Below are 21778 nucleotides of genomic sequence, written 5' to 3'. Positions count from 1 at the left end.
CTCTGAAGGCTAAAGCCCGAGTTCGGTGCGCAATTCCTCGGCGCTGTTGATGACGATAGCACCGGGCGGGCCTTCCATCGGCTTTTCCGGCCAGAAGATCGTCGTCATGCCTGCCGCCAGCCCCGCCATGGCGCCCGGCCAGCTGTCGTCGATCGCTATCGCCTGCGCGGGAGCGACGCCAGCGAGATACGCGGCGCGCAGGAAGGGTTCGGCGTGCGGCTTGCCCTCGCGCACATCGTTGCGGCTGATCGTCTTCATGCCGGGATAGGTCAGCCCGACCATCCGAAGGTTGGCGTCGACGATCATGCGGTCCGAATTCGACACCACGGCTTGCGCCACGCCCCTTGCCCGCAAGTCGTTGAAGATCTCGATCGCACCGGGGCGCGGCTGCAAGCGCTCGACCAGCGGCAGATAGTGCTCGTATTTGCGGATGATCCAGTCGTCGAAGGGCAGGTCCAGGCCGAACTCGTCGCGCATCATCTCATAGACCGGCCAGGCGGCGACGCCGAGCACGCGCTCATGCAGGTCGGCCGGCGGGACGAGACCGACATTGCGCATCGCCGCCACCAAAGCAGCCTCGTGCAGCGGTTCGCTGTCGACAAGCGTGCCGTCCATATCCCAGAAAACCGCTTTCGGCGTCATGCAAGGCTCCTTTCTGCGATCCCATAAAGGGTTTACGCGGGGAGATAAACCTTCCCGATCGCAGAACGTGCCGGCTGTCGGAACTGAACCCGATGGTCCTTCTCCGGCGCAATCGTCACCGGAGGAGGAAATTTGCGCGCCGTGTGCGCCGAGGGTTGCAAGCAATTGCCCTTGAGATTGACAATTGCGCAGCGGGCCGTTCCCTGCAAGAGTAGAAGCGGACCGCGCTCATGACCGGCGGTTTCGGGAGGCACGACGTGAATACCCGGCAGGATGGCGGCAGCAACAGGCTGGACGACGCGGCACGCGCCGGCTGGCTTTATTATGTTGCCGGCAACACGCAGGACCAGATCGCCACCACGCTCGGCATTTCGCGGCAGACGGCGCAGCGGCTGGTGTCGCTGGCGGTGTCGGAAGGCTTGATCAAGGTCCGTGTCGACCATCCGATCGCCAACTGCCTCGATCTGGCGGCGCGGTTGAGATCGCGCTTCGCGTTCGACCTGGTCGAGGTGGTGCCGAGCGATCCCAATTCATCTTCCACCACCATCGGCATCGCCGAGGCGGCCGCGGCCGAGATCGAGCGGCGGCTGCGCTCGCCGACACCGATCGTCATGGCGATCGGCACCGGCCGCACGCTGAAGGCGGCGATCGAACAGCTGCCGCCGATGGAATGCCCGCAGCACAAGGTCGTGTCCCTGACCGGCAACATCTCGCCGGACGGCTCGGCCGCCTTCTACAACGTCATCTTCACCATGGCCGACAGGGTCAAGGCGCGATCCTTCCCGATGCCGCTGCCGGTCATCGCCTCTTCGCCGGAGGAGCGCGAGATGCTGCTCAACCAGCCGATGATCCAGCCGACCCTGGCGCTGGCCGCCGAGGCCGACGTCACTTTCATCGGCATTGGCGATCTCGGCCCCAAGGCGCCGCTCTATGAGGACGGCTTCATTTCGGAGAGCGAATTGAAGGCGCTGCAGAAGGCCGGCGGCATCGCCGAGATCGTCGGCTGGGTATACGATCGCGAAGGCCGCATGATCGAGGGCATCACCAACGACCGGGTGTCGTCGGCTTCGCTGCCATCGCGCGAAAAATCACTGGTGATTGCACTGGCGATGGGCGAACGCAAACTGCCGGGTATCCTGGCGGCGGCCAACCGGCGGCTGATCAATGGCCTCATCACCGACGAGCGGACGGCGGCTGCCCTGCTGGCCAGCGTCTGACCGGGCTGCCGTCGATCGCAGACGCTGGCGCGAATGATTTCGGATAAAGCCAGCCGGGCTATTTGCCCCGCCCGAAAGGATCGTTGCCGTCGAGGAAGCCGACGTCGCGCTGCAGATGCGGCGACAGGTCCCTGATGTCGAGATGCGTCCGTTTTCTGATTGCGAACCAGCCCAATCCGTCCGTGAGCCACGAAATCCAGCGATGATCCGGAGCGGGAGTGCACTTTTGCTGCGCCATGGTCATGATCGTCAACCTTCGCTATCCTGAACCCGAATGAATGGTTGACCCTGAATGTCGGTCTTGCCGGCCGGCTTTGCCAATCGAACATCTGTTATGGCCCATAAGGAGGTTTTATGCCTGACCTCAGCTCGCGACAGCTCTCCCAACTCCCACCGCTGCAAGCGATCAGGGTGTTCGACGCGGTGGCGCGGCATCTTTCCTTCACCAAGGCCGCCGAGGAGCTCGCCATGACGCAGGCGGCGGTCAGCTATCAGATCAAGGTGCTGGAGGAGCGCGTCGGCACACCGCTGTTCCTGCGGCGGCCGAGGCAGATTGTGCTGACCGAAGCCGGACAGCGCCTTGCCCCGGGTGTCAGCGAAGCCTTTGCCCTTCTTGGCCAGGCCTACGCAGCGGCGCGTGGCGGCGCCGACGGGCTGCTGTGCGTCACCACGGTGCTGACCTTTGCCTCGAACTGGCTGGCGCACCATCTGGGCTCGTTCCAGATCGCTCATCCCTCCCTTGCCGTTCGGCTCGAGACGTCAAGTCGCCTGACCGACTTCGCCCGCGAGGATGTCGATCTCGCCATCCGTTCGGGCGGCGGCAAATGGCCGGGCCTGGAAGCCTACAAGCTGCTCGATGCCGATTTCACGCCGATGCTGAGCCCGAAACTGGCGGCGAGCATCGGCGGTGTCAAAGAGCCGGCCGACCTGTTGCGGCTGCCGATCCTCGATCCCGGCGACATCTGGTGGACCGAGTGGTTTTCGGCTGCCGGCGTGAACTCGCACGACCTTGCCAAACGGCCCGGCAGCAGCATGGGCGCGCAGGCCTATGAGGCCAATGCGGCCATCGCCGGCCATGGCGTGGCGATCCTGACCCGGGCGCTGTTCAAGGCGGAACTCGCCGACGGCCGCCTGATCCAGCCTTTCGACCTGGTGGGCGACGATGGCCACGCCTATTGGCTGGTCTATCCCCAAGCGCGCCGCAACGTGCCGAAGATCCGTGCCTTCCGCGACTGGCTGCTGGCCGAAATCGCCTGCTGACAGGCAAGTCCTCCGGCAAGCCAATCCTGCCCTGTCGCCTGAATGGCCGGGACCGGCGAAGTCGGCTTGGCAATTTCCACGCACACATGGTCCGTCGACACCGCCGGGTGCTGCGCTGCAGCATCGAATCCGGCTTGACATAATTAACGCCAAGTGAGTAATTGCTCAAAGCCAAGGCAAATGCTCATCTTGGTTCATGGGAGGAATTTGATGAAACTTCGCACGCTCACCCTGGGCTTGTTGTCGGCCAGCGCTCTTGCCTTCGCCGCACATGCCGAATCCATCACCATCGCCACCGTCAACAATGGCGATATGGTCCGCATGCAAAAGCTGACGGAAGACTTCACCAAGGCTAACCCCGACATCCAGCTCAACTGGGTCACGCTCGAAGAAAATGTGCTGCGCGAGCGTGTCACCACCGACATCGCCACCAAGGGCGGCCAGTATGACGTGATGACGATCGGCACCTATGAAGTTCCGATCTGGGCCAAGCAGAGCTGGCTTCTGCCGCTCGACAAGCTCGGCGACGACTATGACGCCAAGGACATCATCCCGGCCATATCAGGCGGTCTTTCGGTTGACGGCAAGCTCTATGCAGCGCCTTTCTACGGCGAGAGCTCCTTCGTCATGTACCGCAAGGACCTGATGGACAAGGCCGGGCTGAAGATGCCCGACGCGCCGACCTGGGACTTCATCAAGCAGGCCGCCGACAAGATGACCGACCGCGCCAATGGCGTGAACGGCGTCTGCCTGCGCGGCAAGGCCGGCTGGGGCGAGAACATGGCTTTCCTGACCGCCATGTCGAACTCCTTTGGCGCACGCTGGTTCGACGAGAACTGGAAGCCGCAGTTCGACCAGCCCGAATGGAAGAACACCCTTCAGTTCTATGTCGACCTGATGAAGGCCGACGGTCCTGAGGGCGCATCGTCCAACGGCTTCAATGAAAACCTGGCGCTGTTCCAGCAGGGCAAGTGCGGCATGTGGATCGACGCCACCGTCGCCGCATCCTTCGTATCGGACCCGAAGAACTCGACCGTCGCCGACAAGGTCGGTTATGCGCTGGCGCCCGACAATGGCCTGGGCAAGCGCGGCAACTGGCTGTGGGCCTGGTCGCTGGCCATTCCGGCCGGCACGCAGAAGGCAGATGCGGCCGAGAAGTTCGTCTCCTGGGCAACCAGCAAGCACTATGCCGAACTGGTCGCCTCGAAGGAAGGCTGGGCCAATGCTCCTCCCGGCACGCGCTCCTCGCTCTACGCCAATGCCGACTACCAGAAGGCGGCTCCGTTCGCCAAGATGACGCTGGACTCGATCAATGCCGCCGATCCGACGCATCCGACCGTCAAGCCGGTGCCCTATGTCGGCGTGCAGTTTGTCGCCATCCCTGAATTCCAGGGACTTGGCACCACTGTCGGCCAGCTCTTCTCGGCGGCTCTTGCCGGCCAGTCGAGCGTCGACGATGCCTTGAAGCAGGCCCAGGACGCTGCCACCGCGGCAATGACCGAAGGCGGGTATATCAAGTAGGCTCCTCCCGGTGCCGAATGCCGGTCGCCTCCTTGACCGGCAACGGCCGCCCGAGTCCCAGTTCGGGCGGCCGCCTTTAACGCCTTTTGAAAATTCAGTCTGACCATTGAAGGGTGACCGTCATGGCTACTCAGCAGACCCGTTCGCTTGCCCGTTTCATGATGGCGCCATCTGTCGTGCTCCTGCTGGTCTGGATGGTTGTTCCACTGGCGCTCACGCTGTGGTTTTCCTTCCAGCAGTACAACCCGCTCAACCCGATCCGCGACGGGTTCGTCGGCTTCTCGAACTACGCGCTGTTCTATTCCAACCCGGCATTCCTGCAATCGATCCTCAACACGCTTACGCTGGTGATCAGCGTGCTGTTGATCACGGTGATCGGCGGCATCCTGCTGGCGCTTTTGATCGATCAGCCGATGTGGGGACAAGGCATTGTCCGCATCCTCGTCATCTCGCCGTTCTTCGTCATGCCGCCGGTGGCCGCATTGGTCTGGAAGAACATGATCATGCACCCGCAATACGGGATTTTTGCCGACATAGCGCGCTTCTTCGGCGCCCAGCCGATCGACTGGTTCGGGCAGCATCCGATGACAGCGATCATCATCATCGTCGCCTGGCAATGGCTGCCCTTCGCGACGCTCATCCTGTTGACCGCGCTGCAGTCGCTCGACGGTGAGCAGAAAGAGGCCGCCGAGATGGACGGCGCCGGCTTCATCAGCCGCTTCATCTACCTGACGCTACCGCACATGTCGCGCGCCATCACCGTCGTCATCCTGATCCAGACGATCTTCCTTTTGTCGGTCTATGCCGAGATCCTCGTCACCACCAATGGTGGCCCTGGATACGCCTCCACCAACCTGCCCTTCCTGGTCTACCAGAAGGCCTTGCTGGAGTTCAAAATCGGCCAGGCATCCGCCGGCGGCATCATCGCTGTCATTCTCGCCAATATCGTTGCCTTCTTCGCCATGCGCGCCGTCGGCAAGAACCTGGACAAGTAAGGGAGATTGAGATGGCACGTGCAGTCACCACCCAGCACAAGACAATCGCGACCGTTGCCGCCTGGATCGTCGCGCTGCTGATCTTCTTCCCGATCCTCTATACGATCATCACCTCGTTCAAGTCGGAGCAGGAAGCGATCCAGGGCTTCAACCTGATCCCGTCGGGAACGTTCGAGAGTTACACCGAGGTTCAGGCGCAGAGCGGCTACTTCAAGTTCTTCTTCAACTCGGTGCTGCTCTCGGTCGGCTCGACCATCCTGGCCCTGCTGGTCGCCATTCCGGCGGCATGGTCGATGGCTTTCTCGCCGACCAAGCGGACCAAGGACATCCTGATGTGGATGCTGTCCACCAAGATGATGCCGGCGGTCGCCGTGCTGTTCCCGATCTACCTGATCTTCCGCAACTTCGGGCTGCTCGATAGCCGCGTCGGCCTGATGGTCATGCTGATGCTGATCAACCTGCCGATCGTGGTGTGGATGCTCTACACCTACTTCCGCGAAATCCCGGGCGAGATCCTGGAAGCGGCGCGCATGGACGGCGCTTCGCTGTGGAACGAGATCGTCTATGTGCTGACGCCGATGGCGGTGCCGGGTATCGCCTCGACCATGCTGTTGAACATCATCCTGGCCTGGAACGAGGCGTTCTGGACGATCCGGCTGACCACCACGGACGCCGCACCCCTGACCGCCTTCATCAGTTCGTTCTCCAGCCCGCAAGGCCTGTTCTGGGCCAAGCTTTCGGCCGCCTCGACGCTGGCCATCGCCCCAATCCTGATCATGGGCTGGTTCAGTCAGAAGCAGCTGGTGCGCGGCCTGACATTTGGTGCGGTGAAGTAACAGAAATTGCCTGACGCAATCCGGCAGAAATAAGCCCTCGGGGAGGAAACCATGGGAAACATCACGCTCAAGAACGTCTCCAAGCATTTTGGATCGACGATCATCATCCCCGGCCTCGACCTGGTGATCGAAAATGGCGAGTTCGTCGTCTTCGTCGGCCCGTCGGGTTGCGGCAAGTCCACGCTGCTGCGCCTGATCGCCGGGCTGGAGGACACCAGCGGCGGCACCATCAACATCGATGGCCGCGATGTCACCGGTGAAGCGCCGGCCAAGCGCAAGCTGGCCATGGTGTTCCAGTCCTACGCGCTCTATCCGCACATGACGGTGGCCAAGAACATCGCCTTCCCGCTGAAGATGGCGGGCGAAGACCAGGCGACCATCGACAAGAAGGTAAAGGATGCGGCGCGCGTCCTGAACCTCACCAACTATCTCGAACGCCGGCCCGGCCAGCTCTCTGGCGGCCAGCGCCAGCGCGTCGCCATCGGCCGTGCCATCGTGCGCCAGCCCTCGGCCTTCCTGTTCGACGAACCGCTGTCCAACCTCGATGCCGCGCTCCGCGGCACGATGCGGCTGGAGATCAGCGAGCTGCATCATCAGCTCAAGACGACGATGATCTACGTCACCCACGACCAGGTCGAAGCCATGACCATGGCCGACAAGATCGTCGTGCTGAACGCCGGCAACATCGAGCAGGTCGGCTCGCCGATGGAGCTCTACAAGACGCCGCGCAACCTGTTCGTCGCGGGCTTCATCGGCTCGCCGAAGATGAACCTGATCGAAGGGGCGCCAGCGGCCAAATACAGCGCCAGGACCATCGGCATCCGTCCCGAGCACATGGAGATCTCGACCACGGCGGGCGAATGGAAAGCCATAGTCGGCGTTGCCGAGCATCTCGGCTCCGACACCTTCCTGCATGTCCAGGCCGACGGCGTCGGTCCGCTGACGGTGCGCGCCGACGGCGAACTCGCCGTCCATCACGGCGACACCATCTACCTGACGCCCGACAAGGCCAAGCTGCATCGCTTCGGCGCCGACGGGAAGGCGATGTGAGCATGCGCCTGGCCGGCAAATCCGCGCTGATCACGGGTTCGGCCCGTGGCATCGGCAGAGCCTTCGCCGAAGCCTATGCCGGCGAAGGCGCCACCGTTGCCATTGCCGACATCAATCTCGAGGCTGCACAGAAGACAGCCGCCGAGATCGGCGGCAAGGCCTATGCCGTCAAACTCGACGTCACCGACCTCGCCTCCATCGAGGCGGCGGTGAAAACCGTAGAGACGACGACCGGTGGCCTCGACATCCTGATCAACAATGCCGCCCTGTTCGATCTGGCGCCGATCGTCGAGATCACCAAGGCAAGCTACGACAAACTGTTTTCCGTCAACGTCGCCGGCACGCTGTTCATGCTGCAGGCAGCAAGCCGCTCGATGATCGCGCGGGGCAAGGGCGGCAGGATCATCAACATGGCGAGCCAGGCCGGGCGGCGCGGCGAGGCGCTGGTCGGCGTCTATTGCGCCACCAAGGCCGCTGTCATCTCGCTGACCCAGTCGGCGGGGCTCGACCTGATCAAGCACCGCATCAACGTCAACGCGATTGCCCCTGGGGTCGTCGACGGCGAGCACTGGGATCACGTCGATTCGCTGTTTGCCAAGTATGAAAACCGGCCGAAGGGCGAGAAGAAGAGGCTGGTTGGCGAGGCGGTGCCGTATGGCCGCATGGGCACGGCGCAGGACCTCACCGGCATGGCGGTCTTTCTCGCCAGCAGCGATGCCGAATACATCGTCGCCCAGACCTACAATGTCGATGGCGGCCAGTGGATGAGTTGAGGGCGGGGGTGGTCTCTGCTCCTCGTCCCTCCGCGGGGAGCAGAGGCCGACAAACGAAGGCCGAAGCCGGCCAAAGGGTAAAACAGATGACCGTGAAACTCTCGTCTTCCAACCTCGCCAAGCTGCCCGCCAAGGTTGCCGGTCCCAAATACGACCGCGCGGCGCTCAAGCCCGGCATCGTCCATTTCGGCGTCGGCAATTTCCACCGCTCGCATCAGGCCGTCTATCTCGACGATTTGTTCAATTCGGGAATCGGCCATGAGTGGGCGCTGGTCGGCGCCGGCGTGTTCGAGGGCGAGAAGATCAGCCGCGGCAAACTGGAGGAGCAGGACTGGCTGACCACCGTGGTCGAACAGGATAGCGGCCATATGAGTGCCCGCGTCACCGGCGTCATGATCGACTTCCTGATGCCGGGCGATGCGGCGGGCATCATCGAACGGCTCGCCGACCCGGCGATCAAGATCGTTTCGCTGACTATCACCGAAGGCGGCTACTTCATCGACCCGGCTTCCGGCGTCTTCAACCCGACCCATCCCGACATCGTCGCCGACGCGCAGCCGGGCGCCACGCCGAAGACGGTGTTCGGCATCATCCTCGCCGGGCTGGTCCGCCGGCGCGATGACGGCGTCGTGCCGTTCACCGTCATGTCCTGCGACAACATTCCCCACAATGGCCACGTCACCTCCGATGGCGTCATCGGCCTTGCCCGGCTAATCGACGAGGATCTGGCAAACTGGGTCAGCGAGCATGTCGCCTTTCCCAATGGCATGGTCGATCGCATCACGCCGGCCACCACGGATCGCGAACGCGGCATCCTGGCCAGCGAGTTCGGGCTGGAGGACAACTGGCCGGTGTTCTGCGAGCCGTTCCGGCAATGGGTGCTGGAAGACCATTTCACCGACGGCCGGCCGCCGCTGGAAAAGGTCGGCGTACAGTTCGTCAAGGACGTCGCGCCCTACGAGCTGATGAAGATCCGTATCCTCAATGGCGGCCATGCCACCATCGCCTATCCGGCCGGGCTGATGGACATCCATTTCGTCCATGAGGCGATGCAGGAACCACTGGTCAGCGGCTTTCTGGCCAAGCTCGAACGGGAAGAGATCATTCCGACCGTGCCGCCGGTACCGGACACGGTCCTGGAGGACTATTACCAGCTCATCGAGAGCCGTTTTTCCAATCCGAAGATCGGGGATACGGTGCGCCGGCTCTGCCTCGACGGCTCCAACCGCCAGCCCAAATTCATCATCCCGACCATTGCCGACCGGCTGAAGGCCGGCAAGGGTGTCGCCGGCCTGGCGCTGGAATCGGCCCTGTGGTGCCGCTACTGCTTCGGCACGACGGACAGCGGCGCCGTCATCGAGGCCAACGACCCGAGCTGGGACCGGCTGCAGGCGACGGCAAGGGCGGCAAAGGACGCGCCGGCCGCCTGGCTTGCCATGGAGGACATCTATGGCGATGTCGGCCGCGCCACGGCGTTTGTCGAGGCCTTTGCCCATGCGCTCAACGTGCTGTGGGCGAACGGCACGCGCGCGACGCTGACGCGCTACCTCGCCGGCGCGCTCTGAGACCATTCGGCGCCATGACGCCTGAACTGGTCATCTTCGACTGCGATGGCGTGCTCGTCGACAGCGAGGCGCTCTCCGTCTCGGCGCTGCTTGGCATGATCCGGCTTGCCGGTGGCAGCATCGGCGAGGATGTCGCCTACGAGCATTTCCTCGGCAAGAGCATGAAAAGCGTGCGCGAGATCCTCGGCCGCGACTTCGGGCTTGAGATCACCGACAGTCAACTCACCGACATGCGCGTCGAATTGATGCGCAGGTTTCGCGAGGAGCTGAAGCCGATCCCTGGTGTCAAGGAGATGCTGCCGAGGCTCGGGCTGCCGTTCTGTGTCGCGTCCTCAGGCACGCTCGACCGCATCCGCTACGCGCTCGACGTCACCGGATTGCTCGGGCTGATGGAGCCGCACCTGTTCAGCGCCGCTATGGTGACTATGGGAAAGCCGGCGCCAGATCTGTTCCTCCATGCCGCCGCCAGCATGCGAGCCCATCCGCGCAGATGCCTCGTCGTCGAGGACAGCCCTGCCGGCATCGCGGCGGCGCAGGCGGCGGGCATGCGCGTCTTCGCCTTCACCGGCGGCTCGCATGCCGGCAACCCGAGCTTGCAAGCGCGGCTTGCGTCGAGTGAACCGGACTTTATATTCGCTGACATGCTGCAATTGCCCGATCTGATTGCAGGCCTGGGAGCGAGAGTAAGAGCATCTTGAAACAGTTCGTTTGCGCGGTCGATGTCGGCACCGGGAGCGCTCGCGCGGGCATTCTCGACACCAGCGGCACCTTGCTCGGCCGTGCCGAGCGGCCGATCGCCATGAACCAGCCGAAGCCCGATCACGCCGAGCATGATTCGCGCGATATCTGGTCGGCCGTCTGCATCGCCGTGCGTGCGGCGCGCGAGAAAGCCGGCGTCGCCGCCGAAGATGTCGTCGGCATCTCCTTCGACGCCACCTGTTCACTGGTGGTGCGCGATCGGCAAGGCGACCAGCTCAGCGTCTCGGTCACCGGCGACAGGCGTTGGGACACCATTGTCTGGCTCGACCACCGCGCCATCGCCGAGGCCGACGAATGCACGGCCAGCGGCCACGCCGTGCTCGACTATGTCGGCGGCGTCATGTCACCGGAAATGGCGACACCGAAGCTGATGTGGCTGAAACGTCACCTGCCGAAGATCTGGAATGAAGCCGGCTATCTATTCGACCTGACCGACTTCCTGACCTGGCAGGCGACCGGATCCCTGGCTCGTTCACAATGCACGCTGACCGCCAAATGGACTTATCTGGCGCATGAGGAGACTGGCTGGCGCCGCGATTTCTTCGAGCTCGTCGGCCTCGACGATCTTTTCGAGCACGGAAACCTGCCCGAGAGGGCCAGTCCGGTGGGCACCGATATCGGCCCGCTGACGGCGCAAGCGGCGGCGGATCTCGGCCTCACGCAGAAATGCCCGGTCGGCGCCGGCGTCATCGATGCCTATGCCGGCGCGCTTGGCGTGCTCGGCGGGTTTGCCGGCGACGAACAGGACATCGGCCGGCACCTGGCGCTGATCGCCGGCACGTCGAGCTGCGTCATGGCGATGTCGCCCGATCCACAACCCTTCGCCGGGGTCTGGGGCCCGTACTACGGCGCGGCGTTGCCGAAGCTGTGGCTCTCGGAGGGCGGGCAGTCCGCCACCGGCGCCTTGCTCGACCATATCATCCGCTGGCACGGCGCCGGCGGCGAGCCGGACGCCGCCATGCATGCCAAGATCGCCAGGCGTGTCGCCGAACTGCGCACCGCCGAGGGCGAGGCGCTCGCGGCACGGCTGCATGTGCTGCCGGACTTCCACGGCAACCGTTCGCCGCTCGCCGATCCGCACGCCGTCGGCGTGGTCAGCGGGCTGACGCTGGACTCCTCCTTCGACAGCCTGTGCAAGCTCTACTGGCGCACCGCTGTCGGCATTGCGCTGGGCGTGCGGCATGTGCTGGAGGCGCTGAACGAAAACGGCTACCTGATCGACACGCTGCATGTCACCGGCGGCCACACCAAGAACCCGCTCTTGATGGAGCTCTATGCCGACGCCACCGGCTGCACGGTGGTCGAGCCGCTGGCCGACGAAGCGGTGCTGCTCGGCACCGGCATGGTCGCCGCCACCGCGGCCGGGATTTTCCCCGACCTCAACGCTGCCTGCCTTGCCATGCAGCAGGGCGGCAGGACGCGTGCGTCGAACCCGAAATCGGCCGGGCGTTTCGACCGCGATTACAGGGTTTTCCTCGAAATGCACCGGCAGCGGCAGATGCTGGACGCGATCCGGTAGGAACGCGAGCCGATCGCTGGCTCAATCTGTTCCGACCCCTCCTCTCTTGCCTTCATGTCGCGTTTCGTCCAAAAGCTGACGCAAACGCTGCGAAACCGAAGGTTTTGCCGTTTGAAATGCGGCTTCCGGCTCCTTGCCGACGCGCCGTACCTGGAAAGAGCGGAACAATGTCTGCGATCGAAGCCGGCGCTCGCGCGCCGGAAAATCTTTGGCGTCAGGAAATCAGGGCGACGCTGGCGCTCGCCTGGCCGATGGTGCTGACCAATCTCGGCCAGACCGCCATGACGGCCACCGACGTCATGATGATGGGTCGCCTGGGGGCGGACACGCTGGCCAGCGGCGCGCTTGGCGCCAACCTCTATTTCATGCCGCTGATCTTCGGGCTCGGCCTGATGCTGGCGACGTCGCCGATGATTGCCACCGAGCTTGGCCGCCGCCGCCATTCGGTGCGCGACCTGCGCCGCACCGTGCGCCAGGGCCTGTGGCTGGCGATCCTGATCTCGATCCCGATCTGGCTGGTGCTTTGGCACGGCGAGGCCATTCTGCTGGCGATGGGCCAGGAACCCGCGCTGGCGCATCAGGCCGGCATCTATCTGCGCTGGCTCGAATGGGCGGTGCTGCCTTTCTACGGCTATATCGTGCTGCGCTCGTTCATCTCGGCGCTGGAGCGGCCGGGCTGGGCGCTGATCATCGTCTTCGTCGCCGTCGCCTGCAACGCCCTCTTCAACTGGGTGTTCATGTTCGGCAATCTCGGCGTGCCATCGATGGGGATTGCCGGCTCAGGGCTTGCGACGACGCTGTCCAGCACGCTGATGTTCGTCGGCATGGCTGTGGTGGTGATGCTGGAGAAGAAGTTCCGGCGCTACCGCCTGTTCGGGCGCTTCTGGCGGTCCGACTGGCCGCGCTTCAAGGGGCTGTTGCGGCTCGGCATGCCGATTGCCGGTATCCTGGCCTTCGAGGTGACCATCTTCAACGCCGCGGCACTGCTGATGGGCCTGATCGACGCCGATTCATTAGCCGCGCATGCGATCGCCATCCAGATCGCCTCGATCAGCTTCATGGTGCCGCTCGGCCTCAACCAGGCGGTGACGGTGCGCGTCGGGCTTGCGCATGGCGCCGGCAATCCGGAAGGGGTTTCCCGCGCCGGCTGGACGGCCTTTGTCATCGGCGTTTCGTTCATGGCGCTGATGGGGCTGGTGATGATCCTGTGGCCGCATCTCCTGATCAGCGCCTTCATCGATCTCGCCAACCCGGCCAATGCCAGGGTGATCGCGCTTGCCGTGTCGTTCCTGGTCTTCGCAGCCCTGTTCCAGATCTTCGACGGCGCGCAGGCGGTTGCCGCCGGCATGCTGCGCGGCCTGCACGACACCAAGGTGCCGATGATCTACGCCGCGATCGGCTATTGGGGCATCGGCCTGCCGCTCGGCGTGCTGCTCGCCTTCCATTTCGGCCTCCATGGCGTCGGCATCTGGATCGGCCTGTCGTCGGGGCTGGCCGTGGTGGCGGCGCTGCTGCTGGCGCGTTGGCTGCGCCGGGACCGCCTGGCGGCGCCATTGGCGTTTGGGCACTGAGCCAAAACCTAACATCGTGGCTCGTCAAACGACGGCCCGCGAAACGTCGTCAAGCGCCATGAGCCGACGCTTGGCACCGAGGCGACGAATGCATTAGCAGTCCGGCATCGCGTTGCTCGCCAACCGTGATGATCCGATGTCTCCGTCGAGCGTAAAACGCTCGCAGCGCTCGCCGTCGGACTCATCGATGAAGCTCTCGATATGTTTGAAGCCGAGCTTCGCCAATATCCGCAGCGACGCGAAATTGCGCGCCGCCGCCTCGGCCGTCACCCGTTCAAGCGCCAGAGTTTCAAAGGCGTAGCGGAGGACTTCGCGCGCTGCCTCGCTGCCCAATCCGTGCCCCCAATGCGCACGCGCCAGCACAAATCCCAATGCCGCTGCCTTGGCGTCGGTTGCGCCGAAGGACAGGCTTATCGTCCCGATCGCGTCCGATACCCCTACCTGGTCTATGGACCACTTGATCGCCTTGCCGTCAGCGAACCGCTGACGCGAACGGGCGAGCCATCGTTCGCCTGCGCTTATGTCGTCGGGGACGGGATCGCCGGCAAGGGAGGCGGATTCGACATCCGTCGCGCGCGCAAACCATGCCGGGATATCCCGTTCGCTCGGCGCCCGAAGCACGAGCCTTGGTGTCGAGAGACTGGGAAATCGGACTGCTTCCATGGGGGCATTTTCGACATGAGGCGGCGCCGATGCAACGGCCGGGCATACTGCCGTGTGCGCATGGGCGCCTGCCCCCGCGTCCGAAACCAGGCATCCAGCAACAATCAGCCCGCAAGGCGCGCACGAAACAAGGTGCAGCCGTCCGTCAGGCGCGACCTGGAGATATCGCGGAATCCAGCCTCGGTCATCCACGCTCGATACTGACCTTCAGTGTACGATTCGCCGTTGCGATAGAGGTTCAAGAAGGTGAGATTCAGAAAGACACCCTCACGCGGGCCGAGGCGGTCGTCATCGACGACACCCCACCCCGCAATTGCGATCTCGCCGCCCGGTGTGAGGCAACGCGCCGCGTTCAGGATCGAACTGCGCGCCTGGTCCGGCGGCAGGACCTGGACGACGGCCTTCAGGATCGCCAGATCGTGCCGACCGACCGATGGCGCGACAGTTATGTCCCCCTCTTCGACGACCACGTCGTCGGCACCATATTCTGACAGGATATCTGGCGCGACCGCTGCGACCGTTGGGAGTTCCATCAGCGTTGCCGCAATCTGCGGCCACCGCTCGCGAAGTCCGACGAGAATGGTCCCTGGGCCCCCACCGATGTCAATCACCGAACCGATCGCCGAGAGGTCCATCTCCTGGGCCAGAAGTCGGCCGAAAATCACCGCCCCCGGTGCGAGCATGCGGCTGAAGGCCGCCGCTTCCTCGGGGCCTGCTTCGGAAAAATCGTGCAGCGCAGCCGGCCGGTTCTGTCGCAGCGACTCTGCGGTCAGCAGATCGGCTCCCCAGAGCTCGCGCAGGAGCGCATGATCGCCGACGCGATAGGTCGGCTTGGACGCGTCGAGGAAGGCCGACGCTTCGGCTCCGTTGCGAAATTGGCCATCCTCGACTTCGAGGAAACCGATGCTGGCGAGCGCGTAGAGGAGTCGCGACAGGCGATCGGGCTCGACTTTGAGCGCGGCCCCGAGGCTGTCAGCGGTCATCGCGCTGCCACCGAGCCGGGTGAAGATGCCAAGGTCCAGCCCGGCTCGAAGCGCCAAGGCGGGGGGCACCGCTTTGATCATCTTGTCGATCCGATCAGAATCCACCATGTCGCATCCCCTCCGCGATCCAGGACCGGCTAAGATTAGAACTCCACTCTCCGGAAAGTGAAGACAAGATCATTATTTCGAGCGACCGACGCGATGACGTCACGGCACTGGCAAATCGGCGGCCGTTTTCGTTTTCGCACAGGTCCGGTCAGTTGCCTTCGGACGACATCGCGCCGAGCAGCCTGCGGATGTCTCCGAACTTGGCGATCGCCCCGAACACCAGGGCTGCCACCGCGACGAAGAACACCGACACCGACGCCATGGTCGGCGTGTAGCCGTAGCGCAGCGCGTTGAATATCTTGATCGGCAGCGTCTCGGTGGTGAACCCGATCGTCATGTAGGCGACGATGTATTCGTTGAGCGACAGCACGAAGGCGAAGGCGTAGCCGGAGACGAGGTAGGGCAGGATCAGCGGCAGCACCACCGTCTTCAGCACCGTGCGGTCGTCGGCACCCATGGTCGCGGCGGCCTCGACCAGCGAGCGGTCGATCGAGGCGAAGCCCAGCGACAGGGTCACCAGCGGCAGCGTCACAAAGAAAATGGCGTGGCTGATGATGGCGGTGAAGAACTGGCCGAACAGCCCGACCGTGGCCCAGAAGGTGAGGAAGCCGAGCGCGGTGATGACCGGCGGCAGGATGAAAGGCGCGAGCCCGAGCACCTGAAAAATATTTGCCCAGGGCGCGATGCGCCGCCACAGGAACCAGGCGAGCGGCAGCGCGATAGCGACCGCGATCGCCGCCGAGCAAACGGCGAGCGTCACCGAATGGACCAGCGCCAGCCGCCATTCCGGATCGGCGAAGATCTGACCATACCAGGCGAGCGAGAAGCCTTTCGGCGGGAACGTCAGTTCCTGCCGCGCGTTGACCGAGACGCCGGCGACGACGATCAGCGGCGCGGCCAGGAACAAAGCCACGATGGTGAAATAGAGCCGGCGAAGGAAGGTGGCGGTCATAGTGCGTTCTCCCTGCGGCCGACGAGCAGCGTCAGCCCAACCAGCGCCAGCGAGATCAGCACCAGGAAGACCGCCATGGCGGCTGCGAACGGCATGTTGGACTGGTAGATCGCCTGGTCGGTGATCAGCACCGACAGCGTCCAGTGGCGTGGCCGGCCGAGGATCTGCGGCAGCAGATAGGAGCCGAGCGCGAAGACGAAGACCATGATCAGCGTCGCCACGATGGTGTTGCGCAGCGCCGGCGTGACGACGTTGAAGAAGGCTTTGACCGGCGAGGCGCCAAGCGTGCGGGCGGCCTCGAGCAGCGTCGGGTCGAGGCGGATCAGAGCCGGATAGAGCACCAGGATGGTATAGGGCAGCGCCTGGTAGATCATGCCGGCCAGCACCGCGCCGAAGGTCGGCAGCAGCGCCACCGGCTTGTCCATCAGCCCGAGCGCGACGAAGAGGTTGGTGATGCCGGCGGTCTGCGAAAACAGCGTCGACCAGGCAAAGCCGATGATGACTTCCGACAGCGACAGCACCGACAACAGGCCGACCAGCCACAGCGTCTGCACGCGGCGCGAGCGCTTGGTCAGCAGATAGGTGAACGGAAAGGCGATCGAAACGCAGCAGACGGCGACCAGCACCGCCAGCATCAGCGAAAAGCCGAGCACGCCGGCGAAGAAGGTGGTCAGGAACCGCGCATAGTTGTCGATGACGAAATCGGGCGTGTAGAAACCGGCCGGATTGCGCTTGAAGAAGCTGACCGCGATCATCGTCGAAAACGGCACGACGAAGAACACCACGAGCATCAGCCCGGGAAACAGCAGCGGCGTATAGTCGGCGAATGATTTCGGGGCTTCGCGTCTCATGAGCCGAGCACCACGCAGCTCTCGGGCGGCAGCGTGACGCCGACCTTTGCGCCGACCGAGACGTTGGGTCTTTCGCGCGGCGTCGCCACCGCGATGATGCTGGTGCTGCCGACCTCGACGAAGGTCTCGATGGTGCCGCCGAGATCGCGCACGAACGTCACCTGGCCGGTGATGGCGCGGCCGCCAGGTTCGCCCAAATGCACGTCTTCGGGACGGATCGACACAGAGGCCTTGGTGACGCCGGCCGGCATGGCGAGGCCCGGAATGGCGGTGCCGAGGATGGTGGTGCGTCCGGCGCTGTCGACCTCCGCCGGCAGAAGGTTGGTGATGCCGATGAAATCGGCGACGAAGGCGTCGGCCGGCTTGCGGTAGATCTCGATCGGCGGTGCCGCCTGCAGGATCCTGCCGTGGCCCATGACCACGACCAGGTCGGCCATGGTCATCGCCTCGCGCTGGTCGTGGGTGACGACGATGGTGGTGATGCCCAGCCGCTGCTGCAGCTGGCGCAGTTCCACCTGCATGGCCTCGCGCAGTTTGGCGTCGAGCGCCGAAAGCGGCTCGTCGAGCAGGAACAGCTTCGGCGACAGTGCCAGCGCACGGGCGATCGCCACGCGCTGGCGCTGGCCGCCGGAAAGCTTCGCCACCGGCCGGTCGGCAAAGCCGGGCAGATGGATCAGCGTCAGCAATTCGTCGACGCGCTTCTTCTGCTCTTCCTTCGAAGCGCCGCGGATGCGCAGGGCGTAGGCGATGTTGTCGCCGACCGAAAGATGCGGAAACAGCGCCAGCGACTGGAACACCATGCCGAGATTGCGCTTGTGGGTCGGCAGCGGCGTGATGTCCTCGCCGTCGAGCACGATGGCGCCGCTGGTCGGCTCCTCCAGCCCGGCGATCATGCGCAGCAGCGTGGTCTTGCCGCAGCCGGATGGTCCAAGCAGGCAGACGAAGGTGCCGTGCGGCACGTTGAGCCGAACATTGTCGACCGCGATGAAATTGCCGAAGGCCTTGGTGATGGCGTTGATATCAAGTCCGGACATGGCTGATCCTGTTAACCGGAGGATATGGAATGGTTCCTCGCCGCCTCGTTTTCGCGGCAGCCTCTCCTCGGTCGCAAGAGGAGAGGCGCCGCGATTTCGGCGCGTAGCATATCCTCTCCCATCGCAATGGGAGAGGTGGTTCGCGAAGCGACCCGTCATGAGGAGCGCTTCGATGTCGGGCGAGCTGTTGCCGGCTCAACCGACGATCAGCTCAGTCCACTTCTGGTTGATCCAGTCGGCCTTGGACGTATAGAGGTCGTAGCGCGGAATGATCGGCTCGATCTCCGACGACACCGATGCGAACTCGGCCGGCGTCAGGTCGAGCACCTCCTTCTTCAGCGTCGGCGTGGTGCCGACCTTGCGCGACATCACGCCCTGCATCGACGGCTGGCTCATATAGTCGATGAAGGCATGCGCCTCGTCGACCTTGGTCGAGGCGCGCGACAGGACCCAATTGCCGGAGTCCTGGATGCCGCCCTCCTTTGGGAAGGTGGTGCGGACATGGAAGCCGTCGGCGATCGCGAGGCCGGTGACGTCGTGATAATACTGGCCCATCGGGATTTCGCCCGACTTCAGCGCCTGTTCGAACTGCGCCTCGTCGCGATACCAGAGGCGCACATTCGGCTTGACCTCGGCAAGCTTCTCGAACGCCTTGTTCAGCCCTTCCTCGGTGTCGAGGGCATTGGTGCCGCCCATGAAGGTCTTGGCCGTCACTTCGAGCAGGAACGAGTTGGAGGCGAGCGCCAGCAGGCCGAGCTTGTCCTCGTTCGCCTTGTCCCAGAATGCCGCCCAAGTGGTCGGCGCCTCCTTGTAGACATCGGTGTTGGAGACCAGCGTGATCCACCAGGCCACCGCACCGATGCCGGCAACGCGGCCATCCGGATATTTGTTGATGAAGCGCGGCAAGAGATCGCCGTAATGCTTGAACTTCGAGGTGTCGAGCGGCGTCCACAGTTCGGTCGACTGGCCCTTGAGCGTCGAGGTCTGCGACATCATCGAAAGATCGGCCGGCGCCTGGCCCGCCTTGGCCGCCTGTTCGAGCTGCACCAGCCACGCCTCGCCGGTCGGCTCGGCAACCGATTCTACCGCGATGCCGGTGGCCTTGGTGAAGTCGGGGAAGACGTGCTCGTCGAAGGATTTCTTGAAGTAGCCGCCATAGACGCCGACCTTGAGCGACTTGTCCTGCGCCCGCAGGATCGACGGCATGGCGAGCACGCCGGCCGTCGCCAGGCCAGCGCCAAGCACGCTGCGCCGGCTGACTTGTGTTGCGATCAATCTGTTCATCTGGTCTCTCCTCTGTTTGTGCCGGATCTCCGGCTGGTTCCCTTGAATCCGTTGCCCGCCGTCTTCTTGCGGCTCAGTGGGCGGCGCGTCGTTCGAGCGAACGCGCGTATTGCGTCAGTGGAAAACACATGACGAAAAAGATCAGCGCCACCAGCCCGTAGACCTTGAAGGGTTCGAAGGTCGCATTGTTGATGGCGTTGGAGGTCCGCACCAGCTCCTCGAAGCCGATGATCGAGGTGAGCGCCGTCGACTTGATGAGCTGCACCAGAAACCCGACCGTCGGCGCGCGGGTGATCGAAAACGCCTGCGGCAGGATGATCAGCCTCAGCTCCTGCAGATAGTGCAGGCCAAGGCTGGCGCCGGCATCCCACTGGCCACGCGGCAGCGCGTCGACGCCGCTGCGCCAGATCTCGGCCAGATAGGCACTGGCGAAGAAGGTCAGGCCGAGCACCGCCGCCGTCCACGGCTCGATGCGCAGGCCTAGCATCGGCAGACCGAAGAACATCAGGAACAGCTGCATCAACAGCGGCGTCCCCTGGAACAGCGCTATATAGCCGGAGGCAATGCGCCGGCTCCATTTGTTCTTGGCGATCCTGAAGAACAGCACGACCATGCCGACAACGCCGCCGCCCACGAAGGCGGCCAGTGACAGCAGCACCGTCCAGCGGGCGGCGAGCAAAAGGTTGCGCACGATGTCCCAGAAGGTGAATTCGATCATGACACGCCAGCCCCCAGGACGCGGCGTCCGCCCGTGACCAACAGCCGGCGCAAGGCCATCGACAGGACGAGATAAACCAGCGTCACGACAAGATAGGTCTCGAAGGACCGGAACGTGCGTGCCTGCAGCATGTCGGCCTCGTAGGTAAGCTCGCGCACCGCGATCTGCGACACCACGGCGGACTCCAGCATCATGATGACGATCTGGCTGGTCAGCGCCGGATAGATCACCTTGAGCGCCTGTGGCAGCACGATCTTGATGAACACCTGGCGTGGCCTCAAGCCCAGCGCAAGGGCTGCTTCGGTCTGTCCGGGCGGCACGGCGTCAAGTCCGGCGCCGACAATCTCGATCGTATAGGCCGCCATGTTGAGCGTCATCGCCAGGATGGCGGCCAGCACCGGATCGAGCCTGATACCGAGACTGGGCAGCCCGAAGAAGATGAAGAACAGCTGCACCAGGAACGGCGTGTTGCGCATCACCTCGACATAGGCGGCAATCGCCCGCTTGAGCAGCACGGGGCCGTTTCGCCGTCCCGCGGCACCCAGGATACTGAGGAACGTCCCCGCCAGCGTGGTCACGGCGATCAACAGGATCGTCGTGACCGCTCCGCGCGCGATGTCACCCGCAGCCCCTGGAAGCCAGGCAAAGGCCACCGGACCTCAATCCTTGAGGTTGTCGGGGTTGAGCGGCGTCTTCAGCCAGGCCTGCGAGCTTGCGTCCAGCTTGCCGTCCGCCAGCATCTTGGCGATGGCGTCGTTGACCGCCTTCTTCAAGCTGTCTTCGTTCTTGTTGAGACCGATGTGCGAAGGCGAGGTCAGAAGCTGGAACTTCTGCTCCGGCTTCAGCGCGTCCTGCTTGGCCAGCACCTGCGCGCCGACATCGTTGCCGACGACCATCAGCTGCGTCTGGCCGGAAATGAAGGCCTGGATCACCGAATTGTAGTTGTCGAAACGCTTGATGTCGGCCGACGCCGGAGCCGCTTCGGTGAGCGAGGTGTCTTCGAGCGTGCCTCGGTTGACGGCGATCGACTTGTCGGCAAGGTCTTCCTTGCCTTTGACCGTCAGCGCCGCCGGACCGATCACGGCGATGTAGTAGGGCGCGTAAGCAGCGGCGAAGTCGATCACCTGCTCACGCTCCTTCGAATAGCCGACGCTCATCAAGAGGTCGACGCGATGGTCGTTCAGATACGGAATGCGGTTCTGGCCGGTGACGGCGACGGGATTGAGCTTCACCTTCAACGTGTCGGCAATGTATTGCGCGACATCCATGTCATAGCCCTTGAGGCTCATGTCGGCACTCGCCGAAGAGAAGGGCGGAAAATCGGCGAAGACGCCGACATTGATCGTGCCGGCCTTGGTGATGTCCGCCAGCGCGTCGGCATTGGCGGCTTGCGTGCCGAGGCCAAGGCTTGCGGTGCCAAGCATCAGCACGGCGGCGATGGATGATTTGAGCGTGATACGGATCGTCATTTTTATTC

General features: G+C 63.9%; 22 protein-coding genes. 11 read left to right on the top strand and 11 right to left on the bottom strand.

The window, feature by feature from the left end:
* Positions 1 to 9: 9 nt before the first annotated feature.
* Positions 10 to 642, bottom strand: coding sequence for an HAD family hydrolase (locus AC1D2G_RS04010; RefSeq protein WP_477412135.1), 633 nt, complete (start codon positions 640 to 642; stop codon positions 10 to 12).
* A 257-nt stretch (positions 643 to 899) separates the two neighbouring features.
* Here AC1D2G_RS04010 and AC1D2G_RS04005 point away from each other — a divergent pair, with 257 nt between their 5' ends.
* On the top strand, positions 900 to 1859 hold the full coding sequence (locus tag AC1D2G_RS04005) for a sugar-binding transcriptional regulator (RefSeq protein WP_457150178.1): 960 nt from the start codon (positions 900 to 902) through the stop codon (positions 1857 to 1859).
* A gap of 58 nt (positions 1860 to 1917) precedes the next feature.
* Here the strand turns inward: AC1D2G_RS04005 and AC1D2G_RS04000 are convergent, their stop codons facing one another.
* Positions 1918 to 2103 carry a hypothetical protein gene (locus tag AC1D2G_RS04000; RefSeq protein ID WP_095084331.1) on the bottom strand — a complete coding sequence of 62 codons (186 nt, stop codon included), beginning with the start codon at positions 2101 to 2103 and terminating at the stop codon, positions 1918 to 1920.
* A 110-nt stretch (positions 2104 to 2213) separates the two neighbouring features.
* Here AC1D2G_RS04000 and gcvA point away from each other — a divergent pair, with 110 nt between their 5' ends.
* The 10 genes from gcvA to AC1D2G_RS03950 all read left to right on the top strand — a co-directional run bounded on the left by gcvA (position 2214) and on the right by AC1D2G_RS03950 (position 13708).
* A complete protein-coding gene (gcvA, locus tag AC1D2G_RS03995) occupies positions 2214 to 3119 on the top strand; it encodes a transcriptional regulator GcvA (RefSeq protein WP_477412133.1) in 906 nt (301 codons plus the stop codon).
* Between the two features lie 210 nt (positions 3120 to 3329).
* Complete coding sequence (locus AC1D2G_RS03990; protein WP_477393067.1) at positions 3330 to 4640, top strand: ABC transporter substrate-binding protein; 1311 nt, start codon at positions 3330 to 3332, stop codon at positions 4638 to 4640.
* Positions 4641 to 4762: 122 nt separating this feature from the next.
* A complete protein-coding gene (locus AC1D2G_RS03985) occupies positions 4763 to 5635 on the top strand; it encodes a carbohydrate ABC transporter permease (RefSeq protein ID WP_477225021.1) in 873 nt (290 codons plus the stop codon).
* Positions 5636 to 5646: 11 nt separating this feature from the next.
* Positions 5647 to 6471 carry a carbohydrate ABC transporter permease gene (locus AC1D2G_RS03980; RefSeq protein ID WP_095083370.1) on the top strand — a complete coding sequence of 275 codons (825 nt, stop codon included), beginning with the start codon at positions 5647 to 5649 and terminating at the stop codon, positions 6469 to 6471.
* A 51-nt stretch (positions 6472 to 6522) separates the two neighbouring features.
* On the top strand, positions 6523 to 7521 hold the full coding sequence (locus tag AC1D2G_RS03975; RefSeq protein ID WP_477412131.1) for an ABC transporter ATP-binding protein: 999 nt from the start codon (positions 6523 to 6525) through the stop codon (positions 7519 to 7521).
* Positions 7522 to 7523: 2 nt separating this feature from the next.
* A complete protein-coding gene (locus AC1D2G_RS03970) occupies positions 7524 to 8294 on the top strand; it encodes an L-iditol 2-dehydrogenase (RefSeq protein ID WP_477412447.1) in 771 nt (256 codons plus the stop codon).
* Positions 8295 to 8380: 86 nt separating this feature from the next.
* Positions 8381 to 9859, top strand: a complete 1479-nt coding sequence (locus tag AC1D2G_RS03965; protein ID WP_477412129.1) for a mannitol dehydrogenase family protein — start codon at positions 8381 to 8383, stop codon at positions 9857 to 9859.
* A gap of 14 nt (positions 9860 to 9873) precedes the next feature.
* The gene (locus tag AC1D2G_RS03960; protein ID WP_477412127.1) at positions 9874 to 10557 is read left to right on the top strand and encodes an HAD family hydrolase; all 684 of its coding nucleotides are present in this window, start codon (positions 9874 to 9876) and stop codon (positions 10555 to 10557) included.
* Positions 10551 to 12137: an FGGY-family carbohydrate kinase gene (locus AC1D2G_RS03955; protein ID WP_477412445.1), complete on the top strand. Its 1587-nt coding sequence runs from the start codon at positions 10551 to 10553 to the stop codon at positions 12135 to 12137. The genes AC1D2G_RS03960 and AC1D2G_RS03955 overlap by 7 nt, the downstream gene beginning before the upstream one ends.
* 167 nt (positions 12138 to 12304) lie before the next feature.
* Entirely contained in the window at positions 12305 to 13708 is a 1404-nt protein-coding gene (locus tag AC1D2G_RS03950; protein WP_477412125.1) for an MATE family efflux transporter, read from the top strand.
* A 93-nt stretch (positions 13709 to 13801) separates the two neighbouring features.
* On the opposite strand, the gene AC1D2G_RS03945 is transcribed toward AC1D2G_RS03950, so the two are convergent.
* The 9 genes from AC1D2G_RS03945 to AC1D2G_RS03905 form a co-directional block, all read right to left on the bottom strand.
* A complete protein-coding gene (locus AC1D2G_RS03945; RefSeq protein WP_477412123.1) occupies positions 13802 to 14371 on the bottom strand; it encodes a GNAT family N-acetyltransferase in 570 nt (189 codons plus the stop codon).
* A gap of 104 nt (positions 14372 to 14475) precedes the next feature.
* Positions 14476 to 15462 (bottom strand): methyltransferase, encoded by a 987-nt coding sequence (locus AC1D2G_RS03940; protein ID WP_477412121.1) that lies wholly within the window; start codon positions 15460 to 15462, stop codon positions 14476 to 14478.
* A gap of 148 nt (positions 15463 to 15610) precedes the next feature.
* Positions 15611 to 16414, bottom strand: coding sequence for an ABC transporter permease (locus tag AC1D2G_RS03935; RefSeq protein ID WP_477412119.1), 804 nt, complete (start codon positions 16412 to 16414; stop codon positions 15611 to 15613).
* Positions 16411 to 17265: an ABC transporter permease gene (locus AC1D2G_RS03930; RefSeq protein WP_477412117.1), complete on the bottom strand. Its 855-nt coding sequence runs from the start codon at positions 17263 to 17265 to the stop codon at positions 16411 to 16413. Before AC1D2G_RS03930 ends, AC1D2G_RS03935 begins: the two co-directional genes overlap by 4 nt.
* Complete coding sequence (locus AC1D2G_RS03925) at positions 17262 to 18299, bottom strand: ABC transporter ATP-binding protein (protein WP_184873001.1); 1038 nt, start codon at positions 18297 to 18299, stop codon at positions 17262 to 17264. Before AC1D2G_RS03925 ends, AC1D2G_RS03930 begins: the two co-directional genes overlap by 4 nt.
* A gap of 195 nt (positions 18300 to 18494) precedes the next feature.
* Positions 18495 to 19583: an ABC transporter substrate-binding protein gene (locus AC1D2G_RS03920; RefSeq protein ID WP_477412115.1), complete on the bottom strand. Its 1089-nt coding sequence runs from the start codon at positions 19581 to 19583 to the stop codon at positions 18495 to 18497.
* Between the two features lie 73 nt (positions 19584 to 19656).
* The gene (locus AC1D2G_RS03915) at positions 19657 to 20301 is read right to left on the bottom strand and encodes an amino acid ABC transporter permease (RefSeq protein ID WP_457150838.1); all 645 of its coding nucleotides are present in this window, start codon (positions 20299 to 20301) and stop codon (positions 19657 to 19659) included.
* Entirely contained in the window at positions 20298 to 20954 is a 657-nt protein-coding gene (locus AC1D2G_RS03910) for an amino acid ABC transporter permease (protein ID WP_457150839.1), read from the bottom strand. The genes AC1D2G_RS03915 and AC1D2G_RS03910 overlap by 4 nt, the downstream gene beginning before the upstream one ends.
* Before the next feature lie 6 nt (positions 20955 to 20960).
* The gene (locus tag AC1D2G_RS03905; protein ID WP_477412113.1) at positions 20961 to 21770 is read right to left on the bottom strand and encodes a transporter substrate-binding domain-containing protein; all 810 of its coding nucleotides are present in this window, start codon (positions 21768 to 21770) and stop codon (positions 20961 to 20963) included.
* Positions 21771 to 21778 lie beyond the last annotated feature (8 nt).

The organism is Mesorhizobium sp. P2_C7, from assembly GCF_056404515.1.
The sequence above is the reverse complement of the archived record's forward strand: the minus strand, read 5'-3'. Positions and strand labels throughout refer to the sequence as shown.